The sequence below is a fragment of the Paraburkholderia sp. SG-MS1 genome (assembly GCF_012275575.1).
GTDB lineage: Bacteria > Pseudomonadota > Gammaproteobacteria > Burkholderiales > Burkholderiaceae > Paraburkholderia.
The window spans coordinates 95,894-118,631 of the sequence record NZ_NPIH01000223.1; the positions used below are offsets into that span (position 1 = coordinate 95,894).

The following is a 22,738-nucleotide window of genomic DNA, read 5'->3' on the forward strand; positions in this document are numbered from 1 at the left end:
GTTCTTTTGAATCGGCAACGGCCGGAGGAGTGACTCATGCAGGTCGTCGATCCGCACATCCATCTCTGGGACCTCAAGACCCACCATTACCCGTGGCTCGCCAATCCGCGGACTTCGTTCGTCGGCGATGCGCGCAGTCTCAAACATGACTACCTGATCGGCGACCTGCTCGCCGAGACGGGCGAAATCGAGATCCTCAAGCTCGTCCACGTCGATGCAAACCACGATCCGGCGGACCCGGTCGAGGAGACGCGCTGGTTGCAGGGCATCGCGGATAGCGAGGGCAGAGGGATGCCGAACGGAATCGTCGCCGGGGCTGATTTGTCAGCCGACAACGCAGCTCAGGTGCTGGAAGCACATGCCGCATTCGCAAACACGCGCGGCATTCGTCAGATCCTCAATGTGCATGCCAATCCGCTCTACGACTATGTAAGCCGTCACTACATGCACGAGCCGACGTGGCGCAGGAACTTCGCGCTACTGCGAGAGCACGGGTTATCTTTCGACCTTCAACTCTATCCGTCGCAGATGCGCGATGCCGCAGCGCTCGCAAAGGAGTATGCCGATACGCAATTCATCGTCAACCACGCGGGCATGTTTGTGGACCGGTCGTCAGTCGAAGGTTATCGCGCCTGGCGTGACGGCATGTGCATCCTTGCCTCGTGCGACAACGTGTCGGTCAAGATCAGCGGCCTCGCGATGTTCGATCACGGTTGGACTGTTGAGAGCCTGCGACCTTACGTGCTGGAAACCATCGACACGTTTGGCACCGCTCGCGCGATGTTTGCGTCGAATTTTCCGGTCGATCGGCTGTTTTCGAGTTATACGAAGTTGTGGAACGCGTATGCGTCAATCGTCGCCGATGCGAGCGACGCTGAAAAGGATGCGCTCTTCAGGCGCAATGCGGAGCGCATCTACAGGATATAGATGGCGCCGAACCGCCACAAAAAAATCCAAAAGACAGGAGACAAGCATGTCGAGTCATCAAGTAGCGAGGCTGGAGCTACGTCACGCGAGCAAGTCGTTTGGCCGCGTGCGGGCACTCACCGATGGCAGCCTTCAACTCTGGCCGGGCGAAGTTCACGCCTTGCTCGGTGAGAACGGAGCGGGCAAGTCGACGCTCGTGAAGATTCTCGCGGGCGTTCATCAACCCGATGCGGGCGAGATGCTCATTGACGGGGAGCCGCGCCGCTTCAGCAATCCCGGCGAAGCGCGCGATGCCGCAATAGCCGTCATTTACCAGGAGCCTACGCTCTTCGCCGATCTTTCGATCGCGGAAAACATCTACATGGGCCGTCAGCCGGTAGATCGCGCCGGTCGGATCCGCTACGACGAGATGCGTCGCGAAGTGGATACGCTCCTCGCTTCGCTCGGTGTGAACTTGCGCGCGCAGCAGCTCGTGCGCGGCCTTTCCATCGCGGACCAACAGGTGGTGGAGATCGCCAAGGCGCTGTCGCTCAATGCGAATGTCCTCATCATGGACGAGCCGACAGCCGCGCTTTCGCTGCCTGAGGTCGAGCGACTTTTCGCGATCGTGCGTGCCCTACGCGAGCGTGACGTCGCGATCCTTTTCATCACGCATCGGCTCGATGAAGTGTTCGCGCTCACGCAGCGTCTCACAATCATGCGCGACGGCGCCAAGGTCTTCGACGCGCTCACCCCCGATATGACGGTAGATGCAATCGTGAGCAAGATGGTCGGTCGCGACCTGGACACTTTCTATCCTAAAGCCGAGGTCAAGCCGGGTGAGGTCGTGCTTTCGGTGCGGGGCCTGACGCGCATAGGCGTCTTCAAGGATGTGTCGTTCGAGGTAAGGGCCGGCGAGATCGTTGGGCTGGCGGGGCTCGTTGGCGCGGGGCGCAGCGAGGTGGCCCGTGCGATTTTCGGCATAGACCCCGTGGATGCGGGGGAGGTGAAGATCGCGGGCAAGCCGCTCGCGCTCGGCTATCCGGCGCGCGCGGTGCGTGCCGGCCTCGCGCTCGTGCCGGAAGATCGCCGTGCACAAGGTCTTGCACTGGAGCTGTCGATTGCGCGCAACGCGTCGCTCACCGTACTGGGCCGTCTGGTGCGGCATGGGCTCATCACCGCCAAAAGCGAATCGACGCTGGCCGCCGACTGGGGCAAGCGCCTCCGTCTGAAGGCGAGCGACCTGGACGCGCCGGTCGGCACGCTCTCGGGTGGCAATCAGCAGAAGGTCGTGCTCGGCAAGTGGCTCGCGACCAACCCGAAGGTGCTCATCATCGATGAGCCCACACGCGGTATCGATGTGGGTGCAAAGGCGGAGGTTTATCGCGCGCTGTCCGAGCTGGTGCATGAGGGACTGGGCGTGCTGATGATTTCGAGCGAGCTGCCCGAGGTGCTTGGCATGGCCGACCGGGTTCTGGTGATGCACGAAGGCCGCATCAGCGCCGATATCGCTCGCGCCGATGCCAACGAGGAGCGGGTGATGAGCGCGGCACTTGGTGCGCCATCGCAAGCACTGGGGCAGGCAGCATGATCCGGAACACTTCCACCATACCGGCAGACAGTCAACCGGAGACCGCGCGGCACAGCATCGTTGCGGTCATTGCGAGGAGCCGCGAGGCGACGCTCTTTGCCGTGCTGATTGCACTCATCGTCGCGACGGCCGCCGTCAAGCCAGAGTTCCTTAACCTTCAGAATCTGCGCGACGTACTACTCAATGTATCGATCATCGGCCTGCTCACGGCAGGTATGACCGTCGTCATGTTGATGCGCCACATCGATCTGTCGATTGCTTCGGTAGTCGGTGTGAGCGCCTACGGCGTCGGCAGCCTGTTTGTCGCGTATCCGCACATGCCGATCCTGCTCGCGCTCGCGGCGGGGGTCGGCATCGGGCTCGTCATCGGAGCGGTGAACGGGGCACTGGTCACCTTTGGCCGCGTGCCCTCGCTGGTCGCCACGCTCTCGACACTCTATATCGTGCGCGGCGCCGACTATGCGTGGGTCCACGGCGGCCAGATCAACGCGACGAGTCTGCCGGATGCCTTCGCGCTGCTGGCGACCGGCTCGACTGTCGGCGTCCCCAATCTCGTGCTGATCGCGCTTGTCGTGCTCGTCGCGCTTTCGGTGTATCTCAGGCACTACCGGGGAGGCCGCGAGCATTACGCGATCGGCTCGAATCCCGAGGCCGCGAGACTGGCGGGCATCCATGTGGACAGGCGCGTGATGATCGGGTTCCTTCTTTCCGGTGCAATCGCTGGGCTGGCCGGCGTGCTGTGGCTCGCGCGCTTCGGCACCGTCGATGCCAGCACCGCCAAGGGCATTGAACTGCAAGTGGTCGCGGCAGCGGTGGTCGGCAGTGTGGCGATCACAGGTGGCGTCGGCACGATCACGGGTGCGACCCTTGGCGCACTCGTTCTCGGTGTCATCAACATTGCCCTCGTGGTGCTGCGCGTATCACCGTTCTGGCAGCAGGCCATCCAGGGCGCTCTGATCGTCACGGCGATCACGCTCGATACTTTGCTGGCGCGCTCCGTCGCCAAGCGCATGATGAGGAAACGCGACCATGGCTAAACCCGATTCCGCTCTGTCCGTCACGAAGCGCCGCCACGCGTCATGGGAGACGATGCTCATCGCCGTGCTCATTGCATCGGTCGCGGCAGGACGCCTGCTTTCGCCGCTGTTTCTGTCGGCGGCCAATCTCTCGAACATGCTGGCCGATTTCACTGAGATCGCGCTGATTGCGTTACCGATGACGCTAATCATCGTCGCGGCGGAAATCGATCTGTCGGTGGCCTCCGTGCTCGGCGTATCCAGCGCGCTAATGGGCGTACTGTGGCACATGGGGCTCCCGATGCCGCTCGTCATTGTGATCGTGCTTGTGGTCGGAACCCTTGCGGGCCTGCTCAACGGGCTCGTGATCGTGCGCTTCAACCTGCCCTCGCTCGCGGTCACTATCGGCACGCTCGCCCTGTTTCGAGGTCTCGCCTATGTGCTGCTTGGCGACCAGGCCGTCGCGGACTTTCCGGCAGCCTATACCGCATTCGGCATCGACACGGTCGCAGGCTCGTTTCTACCGGTGCCATTCGTTCTGGTGATTCTTGGCGCGATCGGGTTTGCAGTGCTGCTGCAGGCGACACCCTTCGGTCGCAGCCTCTATGCAATCGGTGCGAACCAGACGGCCGCTCAGTTCTCCGGTATTGACGTTGCAAAGACAAAGATCAGGCTGTTCATGATGTCGGGCGCGATGGCGGCTCTCGCGGGCATCGTCTACACGCTGCGCTTTACCAGCGCACGCGGCGATAACGGCGAAGGGTTCGAACTATCGGTGATTGCCGCGGTGCTCTTCGGTGGGGTGAGCATCTTCGGCGGTCGCGGCTCGATGATCGGTGTGCTGTTGTCGCTGCTCGTGATCGGTGTACTGCGCAACGCCCTCACGCTCGCCGATGTGTCGAGTGAAACCCTAACGATCGTCACCGGCGTGTTGCTGCTCTCGTCGGTGTTGATACCAAACCTTGTCGCGCGCTGGCGTGCGATGCGGGAAAAGCGTCTGCTCACGCGGGCGTCATAGTGCGGCTCTGAAAATCAACTCTTCGCGAGCCGTCCAATCATCGGAGGCACCGCCCTCACAGGAGACGTCAGACATGAAAAGAACACTTCGATCCACCCGCGCGGCATTCGTTGCCGTGGCGATCGTCGCGGCGGGCGTTTCGCTCACCGCGTACGCCGCCGAGATCAAGAGCGGCCTGAAAATCGCCTTCGTGCCGAAGCAGATCAACAACCCCTACGAGGTCATTGCCGACGATGGAGGAATGTCGGCCATCAAGGAGTTCAAGGGAGAAGGCAAGGTCGTCGGGCCCTCGGATGCGGGGGCGTCGTCGCAGGTGTCGTACATCAATACGCTCATCACGCAGCGGCAAAACGCGATCGTAATTGCCGCGAACGATGCGAATGCTGTCGTGCCTTACCTCAAGAAGGCAATGGCACAAGGCATCAAGGTCGTCTCATTCGATTCTGATACGGGACCGGCAGGCAGACAGATCTTCGTGAATCAGGCGAACGCTGAAGCGATTGGGCGCGGGCAGGTGCAACTCCTGTCAAAACTCATAGGCGGCGAGGGCGAGTTCGCGATCCTTTCCGCCACGCCAAACGCAACCAATCAGAACACCTGGATCAAGTGGATGCAGGAGGAACTGAAGAAACCGGAATATTCGAAACTGAAGCTCGTGAAGATCGCGTATGGCAACGACGATGACCAGAAGTCATTCGTCGAAACGCAGGGCTTGCTCCAGGCGTATCCGAACCTCAAGGGCATTGTCGCACCGACATCGGTCGGCATTGCGGCGGCTGCACGCTATATCTCGTCGTCGCCGGCTAAAGGCAAAGTAGCGGTGACCGGTCTCGGCACACCGAATCAGATGCGCTCATTTGTCAAGAACGGCACTGTCACGGCATTCCAGCTGTGGGATCCGGGCCAACTCGGGTACCTTGCGGCGTACGCAGCGGCGAATCTTGCGTCGGGCACAATCACCGGCAAGGAAGGCGAATCGTTTGACGCCGGCAAGCTCGGAAAGCGCACGATCGGCAAGGATGGTGAGGTGATTCTCGGGCCGCCCACCACGTTCGACGCAAGCAACATCGACAGGTACAACTTCTGATGGGCGTCGTCGGCATGGGAAGCGCGTGTTCCACCTCGTGCCGATGACCTATCTGCCTTCGCAGGCGCGAAGCACAGCTCGTGAAAATTCGTAATGGCTATCGGCGTTTGCGGTAACCGGATTGTCCCGACGCCGGCGCGCGCGATAGTGAGACACATTGAACCTACATTTAAAGGAGAGACGACAGATGAAACTTGTACGCTTTGGGGTGCCCGGTGAGGAAAAGCCCGGGGTACTGGACGCAGAAGGGCGCGTGCGCGACCTGTCCGCGCATGTCACGGACGTCGCAGGCGCGGCTTTGACCCCTGAGGGACTGCAAAAGCTCGCGGAGCTTGAGCTGGACGGCCTGCCCGTCGTCGAGGGAAAGGTACGCTTTGGTCCTTGCGTAGGACGCGTGGGTAAGCTCGTCTGCGTGGGCCTTAACTATTCGGATCACGCGAAAGAGTCTGGTATGGCGATTCCCACGGAGCCTGTTCTCTTCATGAAGGCGACGAGCTCGATTACGGGGCCGGACGACGATGTGCTTATCCCGCCCGGTGCGCAGAAGGTCGACTGGGAGGTCGAGCTGGGCGTGGTAATCGGTAAGGAAGCGCGCTATGTAAGTCGCGAGAAGTCGCTTGATCATGTTGCCGGCTACTGCATCGTGAACGACGTCTCCGAGCGCGCTTATCAGATTGAGCGCGGTGGACAATGGGATAAAGGCAAAGGCTGCGATACGTTTGGACCGATTGGGCCGTGGCTGGTCACACGTGACGAGATCGCCGATCCGCAGGACCTGAACATGTGGCTCGAAGTGGACGGCAAGCGGTATCAGGAGGGCAACACGCGCACGATGATCTTCGATGTCGCGACGCTTGTCTCCTACATCAGTCAGTTCATGAGCCTGCAGCCGGGGGATGTGATCTCTACCGGGACACCCCCGGGTGTAGGCATGGGGCAGAAGCCCGAACCCGTCTATCTGGGAGCAGGACAGACCATGCGGCTCGGCATCGCGGGACTCGGCGAACAGCAGCAACGCACAGTGAACACGAATATTGCGGAGGCAGAATGAACCAGATCGATCTGAATGGGCGTACCGTGGCGATCACCGGCGGGGCGCGGGGCATTGGCTATGCGGTGGCTGAGCGGGCGCTACGCTCGGGGGCGTCTGTCTCGCTGTGGGACGTTGACGCCCAACGACTGGAACAGAGTCGGGCTGAACTCGCGCCACTGGGAAATGTGTCGACGGCGACCGTCGACATTACACGGGAAGAGTCCGTGGATGAAGCAGTCAAGTCTACCGTCGAGAAACACGGCTCCCTCGACGTGCTGATCAACAGCGCGGGCATTACGGGCGGCAACGGTGCGACGTGGGAACTCGCGCCAGACGTGTGGCGCCGGGTGATCGATGTAAATCTTGTTGGCACGTATCTTACGTGTCGCGCGGTCGTGCCGCAGATGTTGAAGCAGGGCTATGGCCGCATCGTTAATATTTCATCCGTTGCTGGAAAGGAAGGCAATCCGAACGCCTCGCATTACAGCGCATCGAAAGCCGCGGTCATCGGTCTCACGAAGTCGCTCGGCAAAGAGCTTGCAACAAAGAACATCCTGGTGAACGCGGTGACGCCCGCAGCGGCCAAGACCGAGATCCTCGCCTCGATGACCCAGCAGCACATCGATTACATGCTGTCCAAGATTCCAATGAATCGCCTGCTGGAGCCCGACGAAGCGGCGTCGCTCATTCTCTGGCTCTCTTCCGAGGACTGCGCGTTCAGCACGGGTGCGGTTTTCGACATCTCCGGAGGTCGGACGACTTACTGATCTCGACGTCGTCGACGAAGCAACAGTCTTCTCGACACGGCCAAATAACAACAGGCTGCGCAGCCACGTCAAGAATACTATCGTCTGCTTCTAAACGAGCCAATGCAACCGCTCTTTCTGGAATGAAGAAAATCGATGAAGAGCTGAGTGCCGCAGCGTCGACCATTCGGCATCTATCGAGGCTTGGCTGTGGACGGTGCTCGTGGGAGGAAGCAGGCATCGGTGCTTCGTTCCGATCCCGAGGCTTTGGAGGCAACGCGGACGTGTCTATGTGTCTGTGGCTGCTCGGGAATTGCTGGACTATTGGCGGTTGTCTGAGTTGCCGGGTAAGGCATGAAGCACATGCGCCTGGCAATAAAGATTTCCGGCGACAACTGGAAGCGACGCTGTAGGGGACGATCTCACTTCGGAGCAGATAGTGTTGAAACAAAGACATGGACTTGCCGACTTGTTGTCTGTACAGGAAACAAAGCTTCTTGTCGACGGTCTGGGGGCCCTCTTGCGGGAACGGTCTGTTGCGTTCGAGATTGCACGCGACGCAGCAGTATCGCGTGGGCAGGAAGGGTTGGACGTCCGGGACTTCGGTCTGCCCGACATACTTCGTCTGAGCCGACTGCTGAGCACGTGAATGTTCGACCCAGAGCCTTCCTCGCCTTGGGCGCCTGCACTCGCGACCACATCTCGTTTCTCTGCGCCCGGGTAGTCGCCGTTCGGCTCGGCATTCAACAAAAAACCAATGGCTTGCTGCTGATCGAGAAGTAAAGAAGTGACTTTTCCGTCCACATTGCCGGATTCTGGCGAGACAGCGTGGGAAAACCGGCATGGGCGCAGTTGCCTTGTCAGAGCCCACCGAGGTCTTTTATGTCTGCCCCCTTGTTCCAGCGCGGACCGAGAGACTTATGACTGACGTGACACAGTTGTGAAAATCGTTGTTATTCCCGAGAACCCGCCGATAGAGACTATGCCTACCGTTACCTGTATTGAAGATTTGCGCGTTCTGGCGGAGGGTCGTGTACCCCGCATGTTCTATGACTACGTCTCGAGGAAGCCCTGATCCACCACTTCACAGACTTCCTGCTAGAACTGGGTGACGATTTCGCCTTCGTCGGCCGCCAACGACGCCTGCGGGTCGACGACACCTGGTTCAGGGGCGAGCAGGTGTTTTTCCACTGGCGCCTAAATGCCGGGTCATCATCGACCTGAAGGTCGGGCGTTTCAGCTACGCGGACGCCGGCCAGATGCATCTCTATCTGAACCACGCGCGTGAGCACTGGATGAAGCCTGGCCAAAATCCGCCGGCCGGGCTAATCCTGTGTGCGGAGAAAGAGGCGGCCGAGGCACGCGACGCGCTCGATAATCTGCCGAGCAAGATCCTGGCCACCGAGTACCAGGCTGTACTGCCCGACGAAACGCTGATTACACAGGAACTTGAACGCACGCGCGCAGCGCTCGAGCAACGGAGGCTGTCCGGCGATAGCGACGAGGCCGAACCGTGACTGGATGCCGCCTGCACGCCGTTTTGTGACGCACATTCTCCAAGCGGGCGAGTCCGCGAGCGCGCAGCAGGCTCCCCCCTTCCGGACTTCTATTGCATGCGGTAACGGACGGTCGTCCATTGCTTGAGGGATTGCCTGGCGTCAGTGGACCTCATCCCGATACGCCCGACCTGCAAAGCGATGGATGGCCGTCAATGCCCGGCCGGGTCCGTCAATCGCGCTGGCGGAGAAGGGGTGAAAATCACCGTCAGCTAGCCGGCGTGGCATGAGCGGATGAGTTCCCGGTTTCCGCATTTCAGCAATGTACAGAAAGCAACGGTCGGTCACGCCGGACACTTCGATTCCCGGAATCGGAAACACGTCTTGCGGGAACGAGCGGCCTTCTCGTGCCTTGAACGTTGGATCCCGAACTCTCATCCACCTTACTCATGGAGTTGTGCAGTTTGCCGCATTAAACGGAGTGCTTCTAATCCAGAGGATTTTTGCGGAGCGGAGACGGCGCACTGAGCTCGCCTGGGCATGGCGGACGAAGCCGTTTCTGCTCGGCAAAAAATTCCTTTGAGCTAAACCGCTCCGCGAGCAGTGACGGCTATGGGCATTGAATCGTTGCAGTTGGGGGTGATGTCGCCAGAGCACGCGATCCTGGTCGTCGATCACAGCGACCACGGCATTGTTCGAGTGCAGATCGATAGCGCAATACTTCATATGCGCCTCCTGACAGGTCGGTTGGTGGTTCGCACCGCAACTGTAGACCTTTGCCGCCCCTTACCTTGGGGGCGGCAAAGGAGGCCTTTCAGATGACTATCGACTCGGAGGCTTCGACCTCGTCCCAACAGCCCTTGGCCGGTGACAACTTTCCTTCGTTCTACGAGTGAAGCCATCAGTCTGGCAAACGCCTGTGTGGGTGATTTTCCCGATCACTTCGCCCTCGCGACGTGGCGCAACATCGATCTCTACGATCTCAAGGGGCTTGCCCGGGGCAAACGCTACAGCGGCACATGATTTCATAAACCGTCTTTGCAAAAAGGGAAAGTAAATCGAGGAATGTAAGAGCAGTCGTTAGCGTACACTAACAGATGTTAGGGGCGGTGACGTCATTCATGAATCTCTGAGAGATCGTTCCATGGACTGCATATCAAACCGAGTTTGTTTCCTATTGAACTTCGTTGTCGATTCGAAGAGGAGCGCGACTTTGTTCGTTATTTAGGTTAACGAACTCACCCAGCAGTCGGATGAATTCGCCCGCATCTTTCTCGTCCATCCGCTCGAGAAGGCGATCGCGCAACCCTTTAACGTTCGGTGTCAGGCGAGTGATCAACTCCTCTCCCAATGGCGTCAAAAGTAACTTTCGCTGCCGTCGTGGCAGCATCTGTCTGACTATCCAGCCCTTTGCTTCAAGGCGCGCAGCCATGTCGGCCGTCGTAGATGTGTCTAGCGCAACTCTTTGAGCCAAAGTCACCTGATCTAGTCCCGGGCATTCATAGAGTTTGCGCAGGAAAGCGTACTGCACGGGCGTCACCAAACCACCGAGCTCCTCGTGGAACATTGCGACCGCGATTTGGTGAGCGCGACGAATGAGATGCCCGGGTTCCTCGTAGAGTTCAAGGTTTGGGGATGACGAACTGCTCGCGTTTGTGCTTTCCATGTGGTTTTGCGGCCTGCTGTTCGCCGCTACCGAGATTTACATAGAGGACTAGAACTTCGGGAAAGTAAGGCGTAGCCAGTCAATAGTTCGAATTGTGTAATTCGCATGTGTGTATCGTCGAGGAAACACAGTTCGAAGAACCCTATCCAAAGATAGGTGATACCCCTCGTGAGGCGGGAGACTATCTCTCGCATACGAGGGGTGAGTGTACTTAGTGCGACCATTCAGTGTACGGAATGTCAATTCTGGACGCACCCCTCCCCACGAACGAATAGCCCACGGAGACGATTAACGTGTACCTAAAGAATGTCTGGTATGTCGCCTGCACACCCGATGAGATTGACGGAAAGCCCCTTGGGCGCAAGATCTGCGGTGAATCGATCGTGTTTTATCGGTCGGGAGACGGGACGGTCGCTGCTCTAGAAGACTTCTGTCCCCATCGAGGGGCGCCGTTGTCTCTTGGATTTGTCCGCGACGGTACGCTAGTCTGCGGTTATCACGGCCTCGAGATGGGCTGTGAGGGGAAGACTACGGGCATGCCCGGTCAGCGCGTTGGTGGTTTCCCGCAAATTCGGCGATATCCTGCCGTAGAGCGTTACGGCTTTATCTGGGTTTGGCCCGGTGATGCGGCGCAGGCGGAGCCAAACGAAATTCACCGTCTCCCGTGGGCGGAGGATCCAGCTTGGGCACACGGTGGAGGGCTTTACCATATCAAGTGCGATTATCGGCTCATGATCGACAACCTGATGGATTTGACGCACGAAACGTACGTCCACGCGAACAGCATTGGACAAAAGGAAATTGACGACGCGCCTCCGAAGACCGTTAACAAAGGCGATCAAGTGGTCACGAGCCGATTCATGGAAAATATCACGGCTCCCCCGTTCTGGAAGATGGCTTTGCGCGGCAATGGCCTCGCCGACGACGTGCCAGTCGACCGCTGGCAGATCTGTACATTCACGCCTCCCAGCCACGTGATGATTGAGGTCGGCGTTGCGCACGCTGGGCACGGCGGCTATATCGCTCCCGCCGATCGCAAGGCGTCGTCCATCGTAGTCGACTTCATCACCCCGGAAACTGAGACCTCGATTTGGTACTTCTGGGGTATGGCGCGGAATTTCCGTCCTGAGGACGAGGAGCTGACCGCGAAGATTCAGGAGGGCCAAGGGAAGATCTTTGCCGAAGACCTCGAAATGCTGGAACGGCAGCAGCGCAATCTCGATGCGTGGCCGGACCGCAATCTTCTCAAGCTCAACATCGATGCGGGCGGTGTACTGTCGCGTAAGGTCATTGACCGCTTGCTTGCAGCGGAGCGCACGTCCTCTGTCGGCCAGCCGATCATCCCGATTGCTCGGGCGTCGGAGGCGTCGTGAACAACGAGACGTTGACAGTACAGGTCTCAGGGAAGTGGGTCGAGGCACAGGATATCTGCGGCTTTGAACTCAGAAATCCTGATGGGACATCTCTGCCCGCTTTTACCGCTGGTTCGCATATCGACGTCCATTTGCCTGGCGGCCTCGTGCGTCAGTATTCCCTGTGCGGTGATCCGGGGAGTGCGGACCGATACGAAGTCGCCGTGCTGCGAGACGCCGGCGGTCGAGGTGGCTCGATAGCCATACATGATCTCGTCCATGTGGGAGACTTTCTGCAGGTCAGCGTTCCCCGGAATCACTTCGCAATCGAACAAAACGCCACGCGTCATTTACTCCTGGCGGGCGGAATCGGAGTGACGCCAATTCTAAGCATGGCAGAGTATCTGTCATCACGAGGGGAGTCGTTCGACATGCACTACTGCACACGCAGCGAGAGCCGTACGGCCTTCATCGCCCGTATTTCCGAATCAGACTTTTGTGATCGCGTCCAGTTTCACTACGACAACGGCGACGCTTCGCAACGATTCGATCTAACTTCGACATTGACAGAAGAGCAGGAGAGCACACATCTATATGTCTGCGGTCCAAGAGGGTTTATGGATGGAGTACTCTCTGCAGCCCGCGCACAAGGGTGGACTGAGGACCGGTTGCATTATGAATTCTTTAGCGGAACAGTCACGAAGCTAGAGGGTGACGCGCCTTTCCAGGTTCGATTGGCCAGCAGCGGCGCTGTAGTTGACGTTCCGGCAGGAAGCACTGTCGTCGAAGCTCTGGCTACCCATGGCGTGGAAATACTCACGTCGTGCGAACAGGGCGTATGTGGCACGTGTCTGACGCGGGTATTGGAAGGTCAACCTGATCATCGCGATTCCTACCTGACGGAAGAAGAGAGGGCATCGGGTGACCAGTTTATGCCATGCTGTTCCCGATCGAAGTCGACGTTGCTCGTCCTGGATCTGTAGCCCGGAAGCATGGCTAGACGCATTGTGTGACTTCCGCGCTGTTAATCGCCAACTCAGGTGCTTGGCCGATTCTGGTCGAGCAACTAGGAGCTAAACGCGTCGTCGCCGGCCCGGGTGACGACGCATTTCAGGATTTCCCCGCGAACTGAAGCGAGAATGCCAACGGCTTCATGAGATCGGCCGACACCGGTGGAATCGTGACAACAATGACAGCCTCAGACGATAATATTCGCGTAACACGTGAATGCAGTTAGTGACGGGCAGCGTCCCTTTGTAGCTGGGCCTGAACTTTGGCGTAGCGCAGAGGCGGTAGCCCGAATCGTTTCTTGAAAACTTCTCGAAAAGCGCGTTCAGACTCATAGCCAACGACTTCTGCTATTTGTGCAATCGATAGCCTACCTTCCATCACTTTCTCCGCCGCTAATTGCATTCGGCAGTCGATCAAATATTCGATTGGTGATTGTCCGACGAGCTTAGCGAACCTTCTCCCGAAGGTATGACGGGACATGCCAGCTTCCCCGGCAAGCGCTTCCGTAGTCCACGGAAAACCGGCATTCGAATGAATTAGTGCGAGCGCATGCCGAATCCGCTTGTCGGCAATACCTCTTAGCCAGCCAACCGAATCGCTGGGCAAAGAAAGAGCGTGGGCCCGTATGAAACTGGTGAAGATTAGCTCGGCAAGATGCGTTGCCGTCGCGACATAGCCGGGCGTTGCCGACGTCTGCTCATTAGCTAAAAATTCGAGCATTGAGCCTATCCACGGGAAGAAGCCACGAGCGCTACCCCGCAGCAAGATTACATCAGGTAACGCACTGAGAAGAGCATTCCCTCCCGCGTCCTGGAGGAGGAAGGCAAGGCTGAGCAAGCGGCCTTGCCTTGGTTCATCACCCAATTTAAGCCCGGCGATGGGGGCCGTCTGTTTGGCGCCGGGAAGCAGTTTCGGTAGTTCGTGTTCCTCCCAGTAGTCAAAAAGTTCGACGCAGTCGGCGTCAACAGACGATGCGATCCGGAACTTCGCTCCGTGGAGCACAAGAATCGAGTCACCGGGTTGCAATTCGAGCGGAGGGGGAGTGTCGCGCAAAATCCAGAAAGGAGTGTCGATGCAACAAAATGCGTAAGCGTAAGCCGATGGCATCTTGGGCACAGCCAGGCCCCAGTCCTTACCCAACGCATAAATGCCACCGGAGTTAGACGCAACCTTTAGTGATAGCAACACTTCGCCGAGCAAATCCATGGCGTTCTGAGAGGGTTATGGAATCAGCCGAAATTCGTCTCAGTCTAGCATGGAGTAGATAGGGTAAGCGTCATACACTGGGCATTCAATGCGCGATTCCGCGACATGAACACAAGACCTGAATGGAGACTCCCCATGTACCTCCGCAACTGCTGGTATGTTGCAGCCTGGAACTACGAAATCGAAGCCGATACCTTACTTGCACGAACCATTATCAACGAGCCTCTGGTATTTTTCCGAAAGGAGGATGGAACGGTAGCAGCACTGCAAGATCGTTGTTGTCACCGTTCTGCGCCGCTGTCGATTGGACGTAAGGAAGGCGACGCCGTACGTTGTATGTATCACGGGCTCAAGTTTGACAGCAGCGGGAAATGCGTTGAGATTCCTGGCCAGGATGCTATTCCGCCTCAAGCTTGTGTTCGGAGTTTCCCTGTGACCGAGAGGTATAGCTGGGTCTGGGTTTGGATGGGTGATCCGGCGCTCGCTGACGAGAATTTGATCCCGCCAGCAGTGGCACACGACGACCCGAACTGGATTTTCCGGTCTGGCAGCATCGAATACGCCGCGAACTATCAGCTCGTGAACGATAACCTGCTCGATTTCTCCCACCTCACTTTCCTTCACCCCAATAGCTTCGGCGTTGGGTCCGATTGGGCGCATATTCGTCCGAAGGTGACACGACTTGAGCGTGGCGTGCGGGTCGAACGGTGGCTTCCGAATCAGCCCATCCCCAACCACATCAGGGGGGTTACGGATTGTGAACTTCTTGACCTATGGAGCCACTATGACTATTTGGTGCCAGGCGTCATGGTGATGTACTCATCAAGCTATCCTCAAGGGACGCTTGACAAATTCAATGGTGGAGCGCCTACCGGAATACAACCGATTACCAGTGACGTCACTTGCCAGGCGATTACGCCATGTGGGGATGAGCAGTCACGTTATTTCTTCTCGTGGGCACCAAACGTCCATGCACAGGCGGGCTGCAGTGACGAACTCGCGGACGGTATGATTGCAATTGCGCGAATGGCCTTTGAGGAGGATCGCCTGATGATTGAATCTCAGGCACACAATCTCAAGATGGCGCCCAATGCAAAGCAGGTCGCGATTGCGTTCGACAATGCGCTTTCGCAAATGCGTTGGGTATTGGACAAGTTGATCAAGGAAGAAGCGCAACCGCAGTTGAATTCGGCTTCCGTGGTAGCTTAACAACTTGCCGTTAGCAATGCACCGCAGTCAGAAGATTGCGGTGCATTTTTTGCGTGTCGCTGCTGTGATGAGTTATAAACTCAACGCACAACGAAAGTGGTTATTTCCCGTTTTCTCAGCAGATACTGACTTCACGCGGCGTGCCGTATCATGCCCATCGCCGGATGGTTTAGCGCAGGCGGAAACACACACCACGTACCGTCGTCGTGCCGGAAGAAATAGATAGCCAGCGCGCCAGCCGGTCGCAATGTCTCAACGCATACATAGCGTCTCTGACCCAATGGTATGCGACCGAATCCGGTGACCCGGACTGGCGTTGACGAAGTGGGACCAAGCCATTTCTCGACCAGCAAACGCAAAGACTTGTCAGCGGTTCCCATCAATGTCTCCTTCAAAATCCCATGTCCTTGATACAGAAATCGCATTAGATGCGATTCGCAGTTCATGAGGAACCTACCTTCTTTGCGTGACTTATATAAAGTCAATGCGACGCTGTGTCGAGGCCGCGTACTGCGACAATTGCGTATGAGAATTCATGAATCAGGGCATTGCGCTCACCATCTGACGTAACGACATCTCTTCGCGTCCGACGCCGGGAGCGTCGATCTCCTTTTGGAAGTGTGCTGAGACGAAGGTCACATCGCCATTCCGTATCGTGCGGTTAGATGTCAAGTTCGAGCACTGCGGTCTTGGCGCGTGAAACGCAAATCAGCATGCTCTTACCCTCGGCGCGGGTAATATCCGAGAGAATAAAATCTCGATGATCTGGCGTCCCAGAAAGTACGCGCGTCTCACAGCTTCCGCATAGCCCTTCACGGCACGAGAAGGGCACGCAGTGACCTTTTTCCTCCAGCACCTCAAGTATGCTGCGGTCCGCCGGCACTTCCAGTTCCTCACCGCTGCTACGCAGCACAAGCTTGAAGCTCTGGAGATCACCACTGTTCGGAGCTTTGCCTCCAAACCACTCGAAGTGCATGCGTTCATGCCCATGCGATACCTCGCCTGCAGCTTGTACGCTTTCCATTAACGAGGCAGGGCCGCAACAATAGATGTGACTATCGCTGGGCAGAGCGGCGACGGCGACGTCGACATCAAGTGCTTTGCCTGCGTTCTCGTCGAGGAAATGTGTGTGAACGTTCTGCTGGGAGAAGTCCTGAAGCTCGTCGAGGAATGCCGCACGGAGTCGACTGCGTGCGAGGTAATGAAGTTGCCACGGCTTGCCATGAGCCACACACCAACGGATCATGGCAAGGATCGGGGTGATGCCAATCCCGCCTGCGATAAAGGTAAAGTGCTCGCCGCTCTGATCGATCGGGAAATTGTTGCGAGGCGTACTAACCCGAAGACGGTCGCCAACCTTTAACGCGCCGTGGAGATATTTGGAGCCTCCACGGCTTGTAGGTGAAAGTCCGACGCCGATCGAGTAGTGACTTACGTCCTGGAAGTCATTGCAGAGTGAGTAGTGTCTGATCAGACCGTTAGGAAGATAGACTTCCAGGTGAGCGCCTGGTTCGAAAGGCGGTAGACCGTGCCCTTGGGCATCCACGAGGTCATATCGCAGGATATCCTTGGCTTCAGCGTGAATCGCGGCAACGACAGTGTCAATGTATCCGGTGGACATTTCTGGCTTCTAGAACGAGAATCCGCCCAGCGGATTCCCTCTGTTTAGGGTGGCTATAGGTAACGAACCGACTACGGTAATACAGCGTCTGCTCCACAGATCAAAGGCGTTCCGGCCGCTGGATCAAGGTCGACAACGGCGTTGACGTCGTACACGAACGGCACCTCGCGCATGAAAATGGAGGGATACGAGCCGCTGCATCGGCTTATGCGCATCCTCATTGCCAAGAGAGCGTAAGTACCGTTCTCGACATACCGAAAACTCGGCAGATATCCCAGATTCCAGCATTTGGACGTGCCCAGCACCTATCCTTCGATAGCGTGCCGCTCTCTCCATACAAGCTTTCCCCGGCTCAGGCGAACTATCCAAAGATAGGTGATGGCGCCTGGCAACGGCGCGAACATCCTGTTGGGGCAAACAGAGTTCCAGCACGCACAAGCCCACCTGCTATTGCGCGTGCGTTGAAAACCCAAACAGGAGACGGATATGGCGGGAAACCGTGGCGTTGTCTATGTTGAACCGGGGAAAGTTGAAGTTCGTCACATCGACTTTCCTGAACTCAAAGACCCGTCGGGCCGCAAGGCTAACCACGGCGTGATTCTGCGTGTAGTGTCTACCAACATCTGTGGTTCGGACCAACATATGGTTCGTGGTCGCACTACCGCACCCGCTGGATTGGTGCTGGGGCACGAGATTACCGGGGAAGTGGTCGAGGTAGGGGCGGACGTCACTACCCTTCAGAAGGGCGACCTTGTGTCGGTGCCTTTCAACGTTGCTTGCGGCCGGTGCCCGATGTGCAAGGCGCAGAACACGGGTGTTTGCCTGACGGTCAACACGGCTCGTCCCGGCGGTGCCTATGGCTATGTGGACATGGGCGGCTGGATCGGCGGTCAAGCTGAGTACGTCATGGTTCCATACGCCGACTTCAATCTTTTGAAATTCCCTGATCGTGACCAAGCTATGGCGAAGATCAGGGACCTCACTTGCTTGTCCGACATTTTGCCCACCGGCTACCATGGCGCCGTCACGGCGGGCGTTGGCCCGGGTACCGTCGTGTACGTCGCCGGCGCTGGTCCTGTTGGAATGGCGGCGGCTGCGTCGGCGCGACTGCTAGGGGCTGCAGTCACGATTGTTGGTGACGTCAACAAGGCGCGGCTTGCGCACGCGCGTGCGGTGGGTTTCGAAACCGTGGACCTCTCCGAAGATGCGTCGCTTGGTGAGCAGATCGCCGCGATTGTGGCTGTACCCGAGGTTGATTGTTCAATCGACTGCGTTGGTTTCGAAGCTCGCGGACATGGACATTCCGGCTCGCAACTCGAAGCCCCCGCCACAGTTCTCAATTCTCTGATGGAGATCACAAAGGTCGCGGGGCGCGTGGGTATTCCTGGCCTCTATGTGACCGATGATCCGGGCGGTGTCGACGCTGCGGCCAAGCAAGGAAGCCTTTCGGTTCGGTTGGGTCTGGGTTGGGCGAAGTCGCACAGCTTCTTCACCGGTCAAACACCTGTGATGAAGTACAACCAGCAACTTATGCAAGCAATTCTGTGGGACAGAATCAACATTGCAGAGGTTGTGAACGTGAACGTGATTTCTCTCGACGATGCTCCGCAGGGTTACGCCGCGTTTGACTCGGGCGTATCGAAGAAGTTTGTCATCGATCCCCACGGGCTCATCCAGAGAGCCGCATAAGCGTAGAGGGTAGGGTGCCCTTTGCTCCCCGCTGTCGAAAAGGATACGAATCATGGTCACGGCAGTTCTTTCCCGGTCGGCTGTCGCAGCGGCATTCTTTCTCGCATTGGGCATTTTCGGTGAATTCTTGCATTTAAAGTTTTACGGGTTTATCGGTGATGCTTCGCTCGAGTCATTCGCTGTGGATTGGTGCGGAATGATGCTCGTGGCAATCGCCCTGGTCGGGCTGTTCTACGCCACAGCATGCACAGTCGCGGCGAAAGCCGCTAGTCGATGCCATGTGCAGTTTTGGGGCTTTGTCGGTGGTATAGCAGCGTTGGTGTTTGTTACCTGCGCGTAGCGACGCGCAGGCGATGCTCGGTCGGCGCTACAGCGATACGGGACGGCTAGAGCACTAGCCCTACGAGGAAACAGCCAAATTGAGGTTGACACATATGAAAGTCCGGGCTCGGCTGAGTCTGGGCTTTGGCATCGTAATAGCGCTGATGATCGCACTGGTCGTCGTCGGGCTTGTACGTTTGACGAATATTGGGGAGGCAAACACCAAGATTGTTCAGGAAGATTGGGGCAAATCAAATTCCGCCCAGGCAATCGACGTTACCACTAGAGCCAATGTAGAGCTCGCTATGGAGTTGTTCCTTCTCGATGACGGAGCGAAAGGAAAAGCCACGGATATCCGTCGCTTGATTGATGGTAACCAGAAGTTGATCCAAGCTGAGCTTGCGGCTCTTCAAGCGTTGATACGTTTGCCGAAAGAGACGGAACTGATGGCAAAGATTAACTCGTCGAGGAGCGTCTACGAAAAATCAGCTGACACGATCGCATCTCTGCTGGCAGCCGAGAGGTGGCAAGAGGCTGCCAGGACGATGTTGGATGAAACTCTTCCGTCTCTGGGCGCGCTGCAACGGAATATCTCTGAAATGGTCAAGTTGCAGAAGGACCTGGGCACGCAGCATGGCACAGAGGCGGCCTCCAACATCGACTCAGCTCGTCGGATGATGACCAGCATGGGTATTGCTGCACTCCTGATCGGAATATGCTTCGCCTACGTTATTACAAAATCGATTACGCAACCGTTGCTGACGGCAGTCCGGGTTGCGGAAAGTGTCGCGTCTGGCGACCTGACGAGCCGTATCGAGGTCGTTGGCCGCGATGAGACCGCCCAAATGCTCCGGTCAATCCGAGAAATGAACGAAAACTTGAAGGATATCGTGGGGCGGATTCGCCGTGGCACAGACACCATCGCAGACGCATCAACGCAAATTGCAACGGGCGGCCTGGATCTTTCTGCTCGGACCGAAGAGCAAGCGAGCTCACTTGAGGAGACCGTTGCATCGATGCAAGAGCTTACGAGCATGGTCAAGCAAAACGCTGATAACGCTCAACATGCCAACAGTCTCGCTTCATCAGCGTCCGATATTGCCACGAAGGGCGGAGCAGCGATCAAGCAGGTCATTGACGTGATGGCCGCAATTACGAGTTCGGCGCGACAGATATCTGACATTACCGCCGTCATCGATGGAATCGCATTTCAGACGAATATTCTGGCCCTAAACGCGGCAGTCGAGGCTGCGCGCGCTGGCGAGAATGGCAGGGGATTTGCCGTTGTTGCGTCGGAGGTGAGAAATCTTGCACAGCGTTCAGCGACTGCTGCTAAAGAAATCAAGACGCTGATTGGTCAATCTGTGGGCAAAGTGGAATCAGGAAGCGACCTCGTTGGGCAAGCAGGTGTGACGATGGACGAGATTCTGCAAAGTGTCCGGCATGTCGCCGACATTATGGTGGAGATAAGCGCTGCGAGCGCAGCGCAGAGCGCGGGAATTGAGCAGGTAAATCAAGCAATCAATCAGATGGAGAAAGTGACGCAACAAAATGCGTCGCTTGTCGAAGAAACAACGGCAGCTTCAGAGGCACTGCGTGACCAAACACGTGGTTTGGCAGAACTGATTGGCACGTTCAGGTTGGAAGATCTGAGCTCTTCGACGCCTTAGTGCCGAGAAAGAGGTCGCGATCGGAGTAGGGCTCTCGCGCACAGGAGTTTCTATGCCGCGTATTTTGCTTGCACACAAAAAAACACCAGAGAAAACCCCATACGGAATCATCGTTATGAAAGAGTTGAATAGTACGCGTCGCTCCTTTTTGCTTGCTGGCGCGGGAGTTGTCTGTACCTTGGCTGTCGTTCGACATGCTACTGCTGGCGAGCGAGCCGACGAGGCGGATTCGGTAGCTAAATCGCTTGGCTACCGAATCGACTCAACGAAAGTCGACCGCGCGCGGTTCTCCACCTATAAGGTCGGAGACGACTGTGCAACGTGTGTCTTTTATAAGGGAAAGGCGAGCGACGGATGGGCGCCCTGCTCGATTCTCGGTAGCAAGGACGTGGCAGCACATGGGTGGTGCAGCGCGTACAACAAGCGAACTTGAGTTCGGTATGGCGGTGCAGACACTGAATGCCGATTTGTTGAGACGGACTGAGCAAGCGAATTAGACCATGCTGAAACTTAAAGACCCCTCATTGTTGAGACAGCAATGCTATATCGACGGCCGGTGGATTGACGGTGAACGCCACATTGACGTTCTCAACCCTGCTACGGGCGAGCGAGTCGGAACGGTACCAATGCTTGGCGCCAAGGAAACACGAGACGCTATTGACGCGGCGCATCGCGCGCTCCCAAGGTGGCGCGCGAAGACTGCGAAAGAACGGGCGGCTGTTCTCCGAAAATGGTTCGAATTGCTGCTGGAAAATCTGGATGACCTCGCTACCTTGATGACAGCGGAACAGGGCAAGCCGCTAAACGAAGCGCGTGGAGAAATTTCGTATGCGGCTTCTTTCATCGAGTGGTTTGCTGAGGAAGGTAAGCGCGTGTATGGGGAGACCATCCCAGCCCCTGTGACCGGTCAGCGAATCATAGTCACAAAGGAGCCGGTGGGGGTATGTGCCGCCATTACCCCATGGAACTTCCCGGCCGCAATGATCACCCGCAAGGCGGGACCGGCATTGGCAGCCGGCTGTACGATGGTGGTCAAACCGGCATCGCAGACGCCTCTTACGGCCTTGGCGCTCATGGCTTTAGCCGAGCAGGCCGGCGTTCCTGCAGGTGTGCTGTCGGTTGTGACTGGTTCGGCGAATGCGATTGGTGGAGAGCTGAGCAGTAATCCGCTCGTACGAAAGCTGAGTTTTACCGGCTCAACAGAGGTTGGGCGGACGTTGATGGCCCAAACCGCCGCGACGGTCAAAAAGGTCTCGATGGAACTCGGAGGCAATGCTCCATTCATCGTGTTTGACGATGCTGATCTCGACGCGGCGGTCGAGGGGGCGCTGATCTCGAAGTACCGTAACGCTGGACAAACTTGCGTTTGTGCCAACCGGCTATACGTGCACACCAACGTGTACGACGCGTTCGCGGAAAATTTGGTTTTGGCGGTGCGGGCGTTAAAAGTCGGCAACGGGATGGACGAGGGTGTCCGCATTGGTCCTCTTATAGACGAAAAGGCCGTCGCGAAGGTAGAGGAGCACATCGCGGACGCAACGTCGAAAGGCGCGCGCGTGTTGCTCGGAGGCGAAAGGCATCATTTGGGACAATCGTTCTTTGAGCCTACTGTCCTGGCCAACGTGACTCCCGACATGCTCGTCGCACGCGAAGAGACGTTCGGGCCGCTGGCGCCCCTTTTCCGATTCGATACAGAGGACGAAGTCGTCGCAATGGCCAACGATACAGAGTTCGGCCTCGCGAGCTATTTTTACGCACGCGACCTTGGTCGCGTATGGCGTGTCTCCGAGCGGCTCGAATACGGGATGGTGGGGGTAAATACAGGGCTGATTTCCAACGAGGTCGCGCCCTTCGGCGGAGTCAAGCAGTCGGGTGTAGGGCGAGAGGGCTCGCATTATGGAATAGAGGACTACCTCGTTATTAAATACACCTGCATGGCGGGTATTTGACTTCGAGGAAATTCGCAGAATTCGGCGAATGGTCCGAGTGAATTTGACTGTCTTAGATGCTTAACCGTCTTGAGTGTATTTCCACTTGGCAGTCACATCAATCTGACAGTATCGCCGCGACAGCCGGAGGAAATTGTGAAGGATGGCTGAT

18 protein-coding genes and 2 pseudogenes are annotated in these 22,738 nt (G+C 57.4%); 16 read left to right on the forward strand and 4 right to left on the reverse strand.

Going from position 1 to position 22,738, the window contains the following annotated elements; all coding sequences use genetic code 11:
* The first annotated feature begins 36 nt into the window (after positions 1–36).
* From CIC12_RS20135 to CIC12_RS20170, 8 genes and pseudogenes are all read left to right on the forward strand, one after another.
* On the forward strand, positions 37–927 hold the full coding sequence (locus CIC12_RS20135; protein WP_168666271.1) for an amidohydrolase family protein: 891 nt from the start codon (positions 37–39) through the stop codon (positions 925–927).
* A gap of 46 nt (positions 928–973) precedes the next feature.
* Positions 974–2,497 carry a sugar ABC transporter ATP-binding protein gene (locus CIC12_RS20140; RefSeq protein ID WP_168666363.1) on the forward strand — a complete coding sequence of 508 codons (1,524 nt, stop codon included), beginning with the start codon at positions 974–976 and terminating at the stop codon, positions 2,495–2,497.
* Positions 2,494–3,534, forward strand: coding sequence for an ABC transporter permease (locus CIC12_RS20145; protein WP_168666273.1), 1,041 nt, complete (start codon positions 2,494–2,496; stop codon positions 3,532–3,534). The genes CIC12_RS20140 and CIC12_RS20145 overlap by 4 nt, the downstream gene beginning before the upstream one ends.
* The gene (locus CIC12_RS20150; RefSeq protein WP_168666275.1) at positions 3,527–4,531 is read left to right on the forward strand and encodes an ABC transporter permease; all 1,005 of its coding nucleotides are present in this window, start codon (positions 3,527–3,529) and stop codon (positions 4,529–4,531) included. Before CIC12_RS20145 ends, CIC12_RS20150 begins: the two co-directional genes overlap by 8 nt.
* 73 nt (positions 4,532–4,604) lie before the next feature.
* A complete protein-coding gene (gene rhaS, locus CIC12_RS20155) occupies positions 4,605–5,618 on the forward strand; it encodes a rhamnose ABC transporter substrate-binding protein (RefSeq protein ID WP_168666277.1) in 1,014 nt (337 codons plus the stop codon).
* Positions 5,619–5,805: 187 nt separating this feature from the next.
* Complete coding sequence (locus tag CIC12_RS20160; RefSeq protein WP_168666279.1) at positions 5,806–6,669, forward strand: fumarylacetoacetate hydrolase family protein; 864 nt, start codon at positions 5,806–5,808, stop codon at positions 6,667–6,669.
* The gene (locus CIC12_RS20165) at positions 6,666–7,418 is read left to right on the forward strand and encodes an SDR family NAD(P)-dependent oxidoreductase (protein WP_168666281.1); all 753 of its coding nucleotides are present in this window, start codon (positions 6,666–6,668) and stop codon (positions 7,416–7,418) included. The genes CIC12_RS20160 and CIC12_RS20165 overlap by 4 nt, the downstream gene beginning before the upstream one ends.
* A 1,038-nt stretch (positions 7,419–8,456) precedes the next feature.
* A pseudogene (locus CIC12_RS20170) lies at positions 8,457–8,914 on the forward strand (PDDEXK nuclease domain-containing protein); the annotation flags it as partial.
* 870 nt (positions 8,915–9,784) lie between these two features.
* On the opposite strand, the pseudogene CIC12_RS20175 reads toward CIC12_RS20170, so the two are convergent.
* Together CIC12_RS20175 and CIC12_RS20180 are read right to left on the reverse strand one after the other, a co-directional pair.
* A pseudogene (locus CIC12_RS20175) lies at positions 9,785–9,922 on the reverse strand (S-(hydroxymethyl)glutathione dehydrogenase); the annotation flags it as partial.
* A gap of 145 nt (positions 9,923–10,067) precedes the next feature.
* On the reverse strand, positions 10,068–10,559 hold the full coding sequence (locus CIC12_RS20180) for a MarR family winged helix-turn-helix transcriptional regulator (RefSeq protein WP_168666283.1): 492 nt from the start codon (positions 10,557–10,559) through the stop codon (positions 10,068–10,070).
* A gap of 293 nt (positions 10,560–10,852) precedes the next feature.
* On the opposite strand from CIC12_RS20180, the gene CIC12_RS20185 reads away from it, so the two are divergent.
* Positions 10,853–11,932, forward strand: coding sequence for a Rieske 2Fe-2S domain-containing protein (locus CIC12_RS20185; RefSeq protein WP_168666285.1), 1,080 nt, complete (start codon positions 10,853–10,855; stop codon positions 11,930–11,932).
* Entirely contained in the window at positions 11,929–12,894 is a 966-nt protein-coding gene (locus CIC12_RS20190; protein WP_168666287.1) for a 2Fe-2S iron-sulfur cluster-binding protein, read from the forward strand. The genes CIC12_RS20185 and CIC12_RS20190 overlap by 4 nt, the downstream gene beginning before the upstream one ends.
* A 250-nt stretch (positions 12,895–13,144) precedes the next feature.
* On the opposite strand, the gene CIC12_RS20195 is transcribed toward CIC12_RS20190, so the two are convergent.
* Positions 13,145–14,128: an AraC family transcriptional regulator gene (locus CIC12_RS20195; RefSeq protein ID WP_168666289.1), complete on the reverse strand. Its 984-nt coding sequence runs from the start codon at positions 14,126–14,128 to the stop codon at positions 13,145–13,147.
* A 135-nt stretch (positions 14,129–14,263) separates the two neighbouring features.
* On the opposite strand from CIC12_RS20195, the gene CIC12_RS20200 reads away from it, so the two are divergent.
* Positions 14,264–15,337, forward strand: coding sequence for an aromatic ring-hydroxylating dioxygenase subunit alpha (locus CIC12_RS20200; protein WP_168666291.1), 1,074 nt, complete (start codon positions 14,264–14,266; stop codon positions 15,335–15,337).
* A 661-nt stretch (positions 15,338–15,998) separates the two neighbouring features.
* On the opposite strand, the gene CIC12_RS20205 is transcribed toward CIC12_RS20200, so the two are convergent.
* Positions 15,999–16,958, reverse strand: a complete 960-nt coding sequence (locus CIC12_RS20205) for a PDR/VanB family oxidoreductase (protein ID WP_168666293.1) — start codon at positions 16,956–16,958, stop codon at positions 15,999–16,001.
* 486 nt (positions 16,959–17,444) lie between these two features.
* Here CIC12_RS20205 and fdhA point away from each other — a divergent pair, with 486 nt between their 5' ends.
* From fdhA to gabD, 5 genes are all read left to right on the forward strand, one after another.
* On the forward strand, positions 17,445–18,647 hold the full coding sequence (fdhA, locus tag CIC12_RS20210) for a formaldehyde dehydrogenase, glutathione-independent (RefSeq protein WP_168666294.1): 1,203 nt from the start codon (positions 17,445–17,447) through the stop codon (positions 18,645–18,647).
* Between the two features lie 52 nt (positions 18,648–18,699).
* Positions 18,700–18,987, forward strand: coding sequence for a hypothetical protein (locus tag CIC12_RS20215; RefSeq protein WP_168666296.1), 288 nt, complete (start codon positions 18,700–18,702; stop codon positions 18,985–18,987).
* A gap of 94 nt (positions 18,988–19,081) precedes the next feature.
* Positions 19,082–20,638: a methyl-accepting chemotaxis protein gene (locus CIC12_RS20220; protein WP_238812735.1), complete on the forward strand. Its 1,557-nt coding sequence runs from the start codon at positions 19,082–19,084 to the stop codon at positions 20,636–20,638.
* 115 nt (positions 20,639–20,753) lie between these two features.
* Complete coding sequence (locus tag CIC12_RS20225; protein ID WP_238812744.1) at positions 20,754–21,071, forward strand: high-potential iron-sulfur protein; 318 nt, start codon at positions 20,754–20,756, stop codon at positions 21,069–21,071.
* Positions 21,072–21,138: 67 nt separating this feature from the next.
* Positions 21,139–22,587 carry an NADP-dependent succinate-semialdehyde dehydrogenase gene (gene gabD, locus CIC12_RS20230; protein WP_168666301.1) on the forward strand — a complete coding sequence of 483 codons (1,449 nt, stop codon included), beginning with the start codon at positions 21,139–21,141 and terminating at the stop codon, positions 22,585–22,587.
* Positions 22,588–22,738 lie beyond the last annotated feature (151 nt).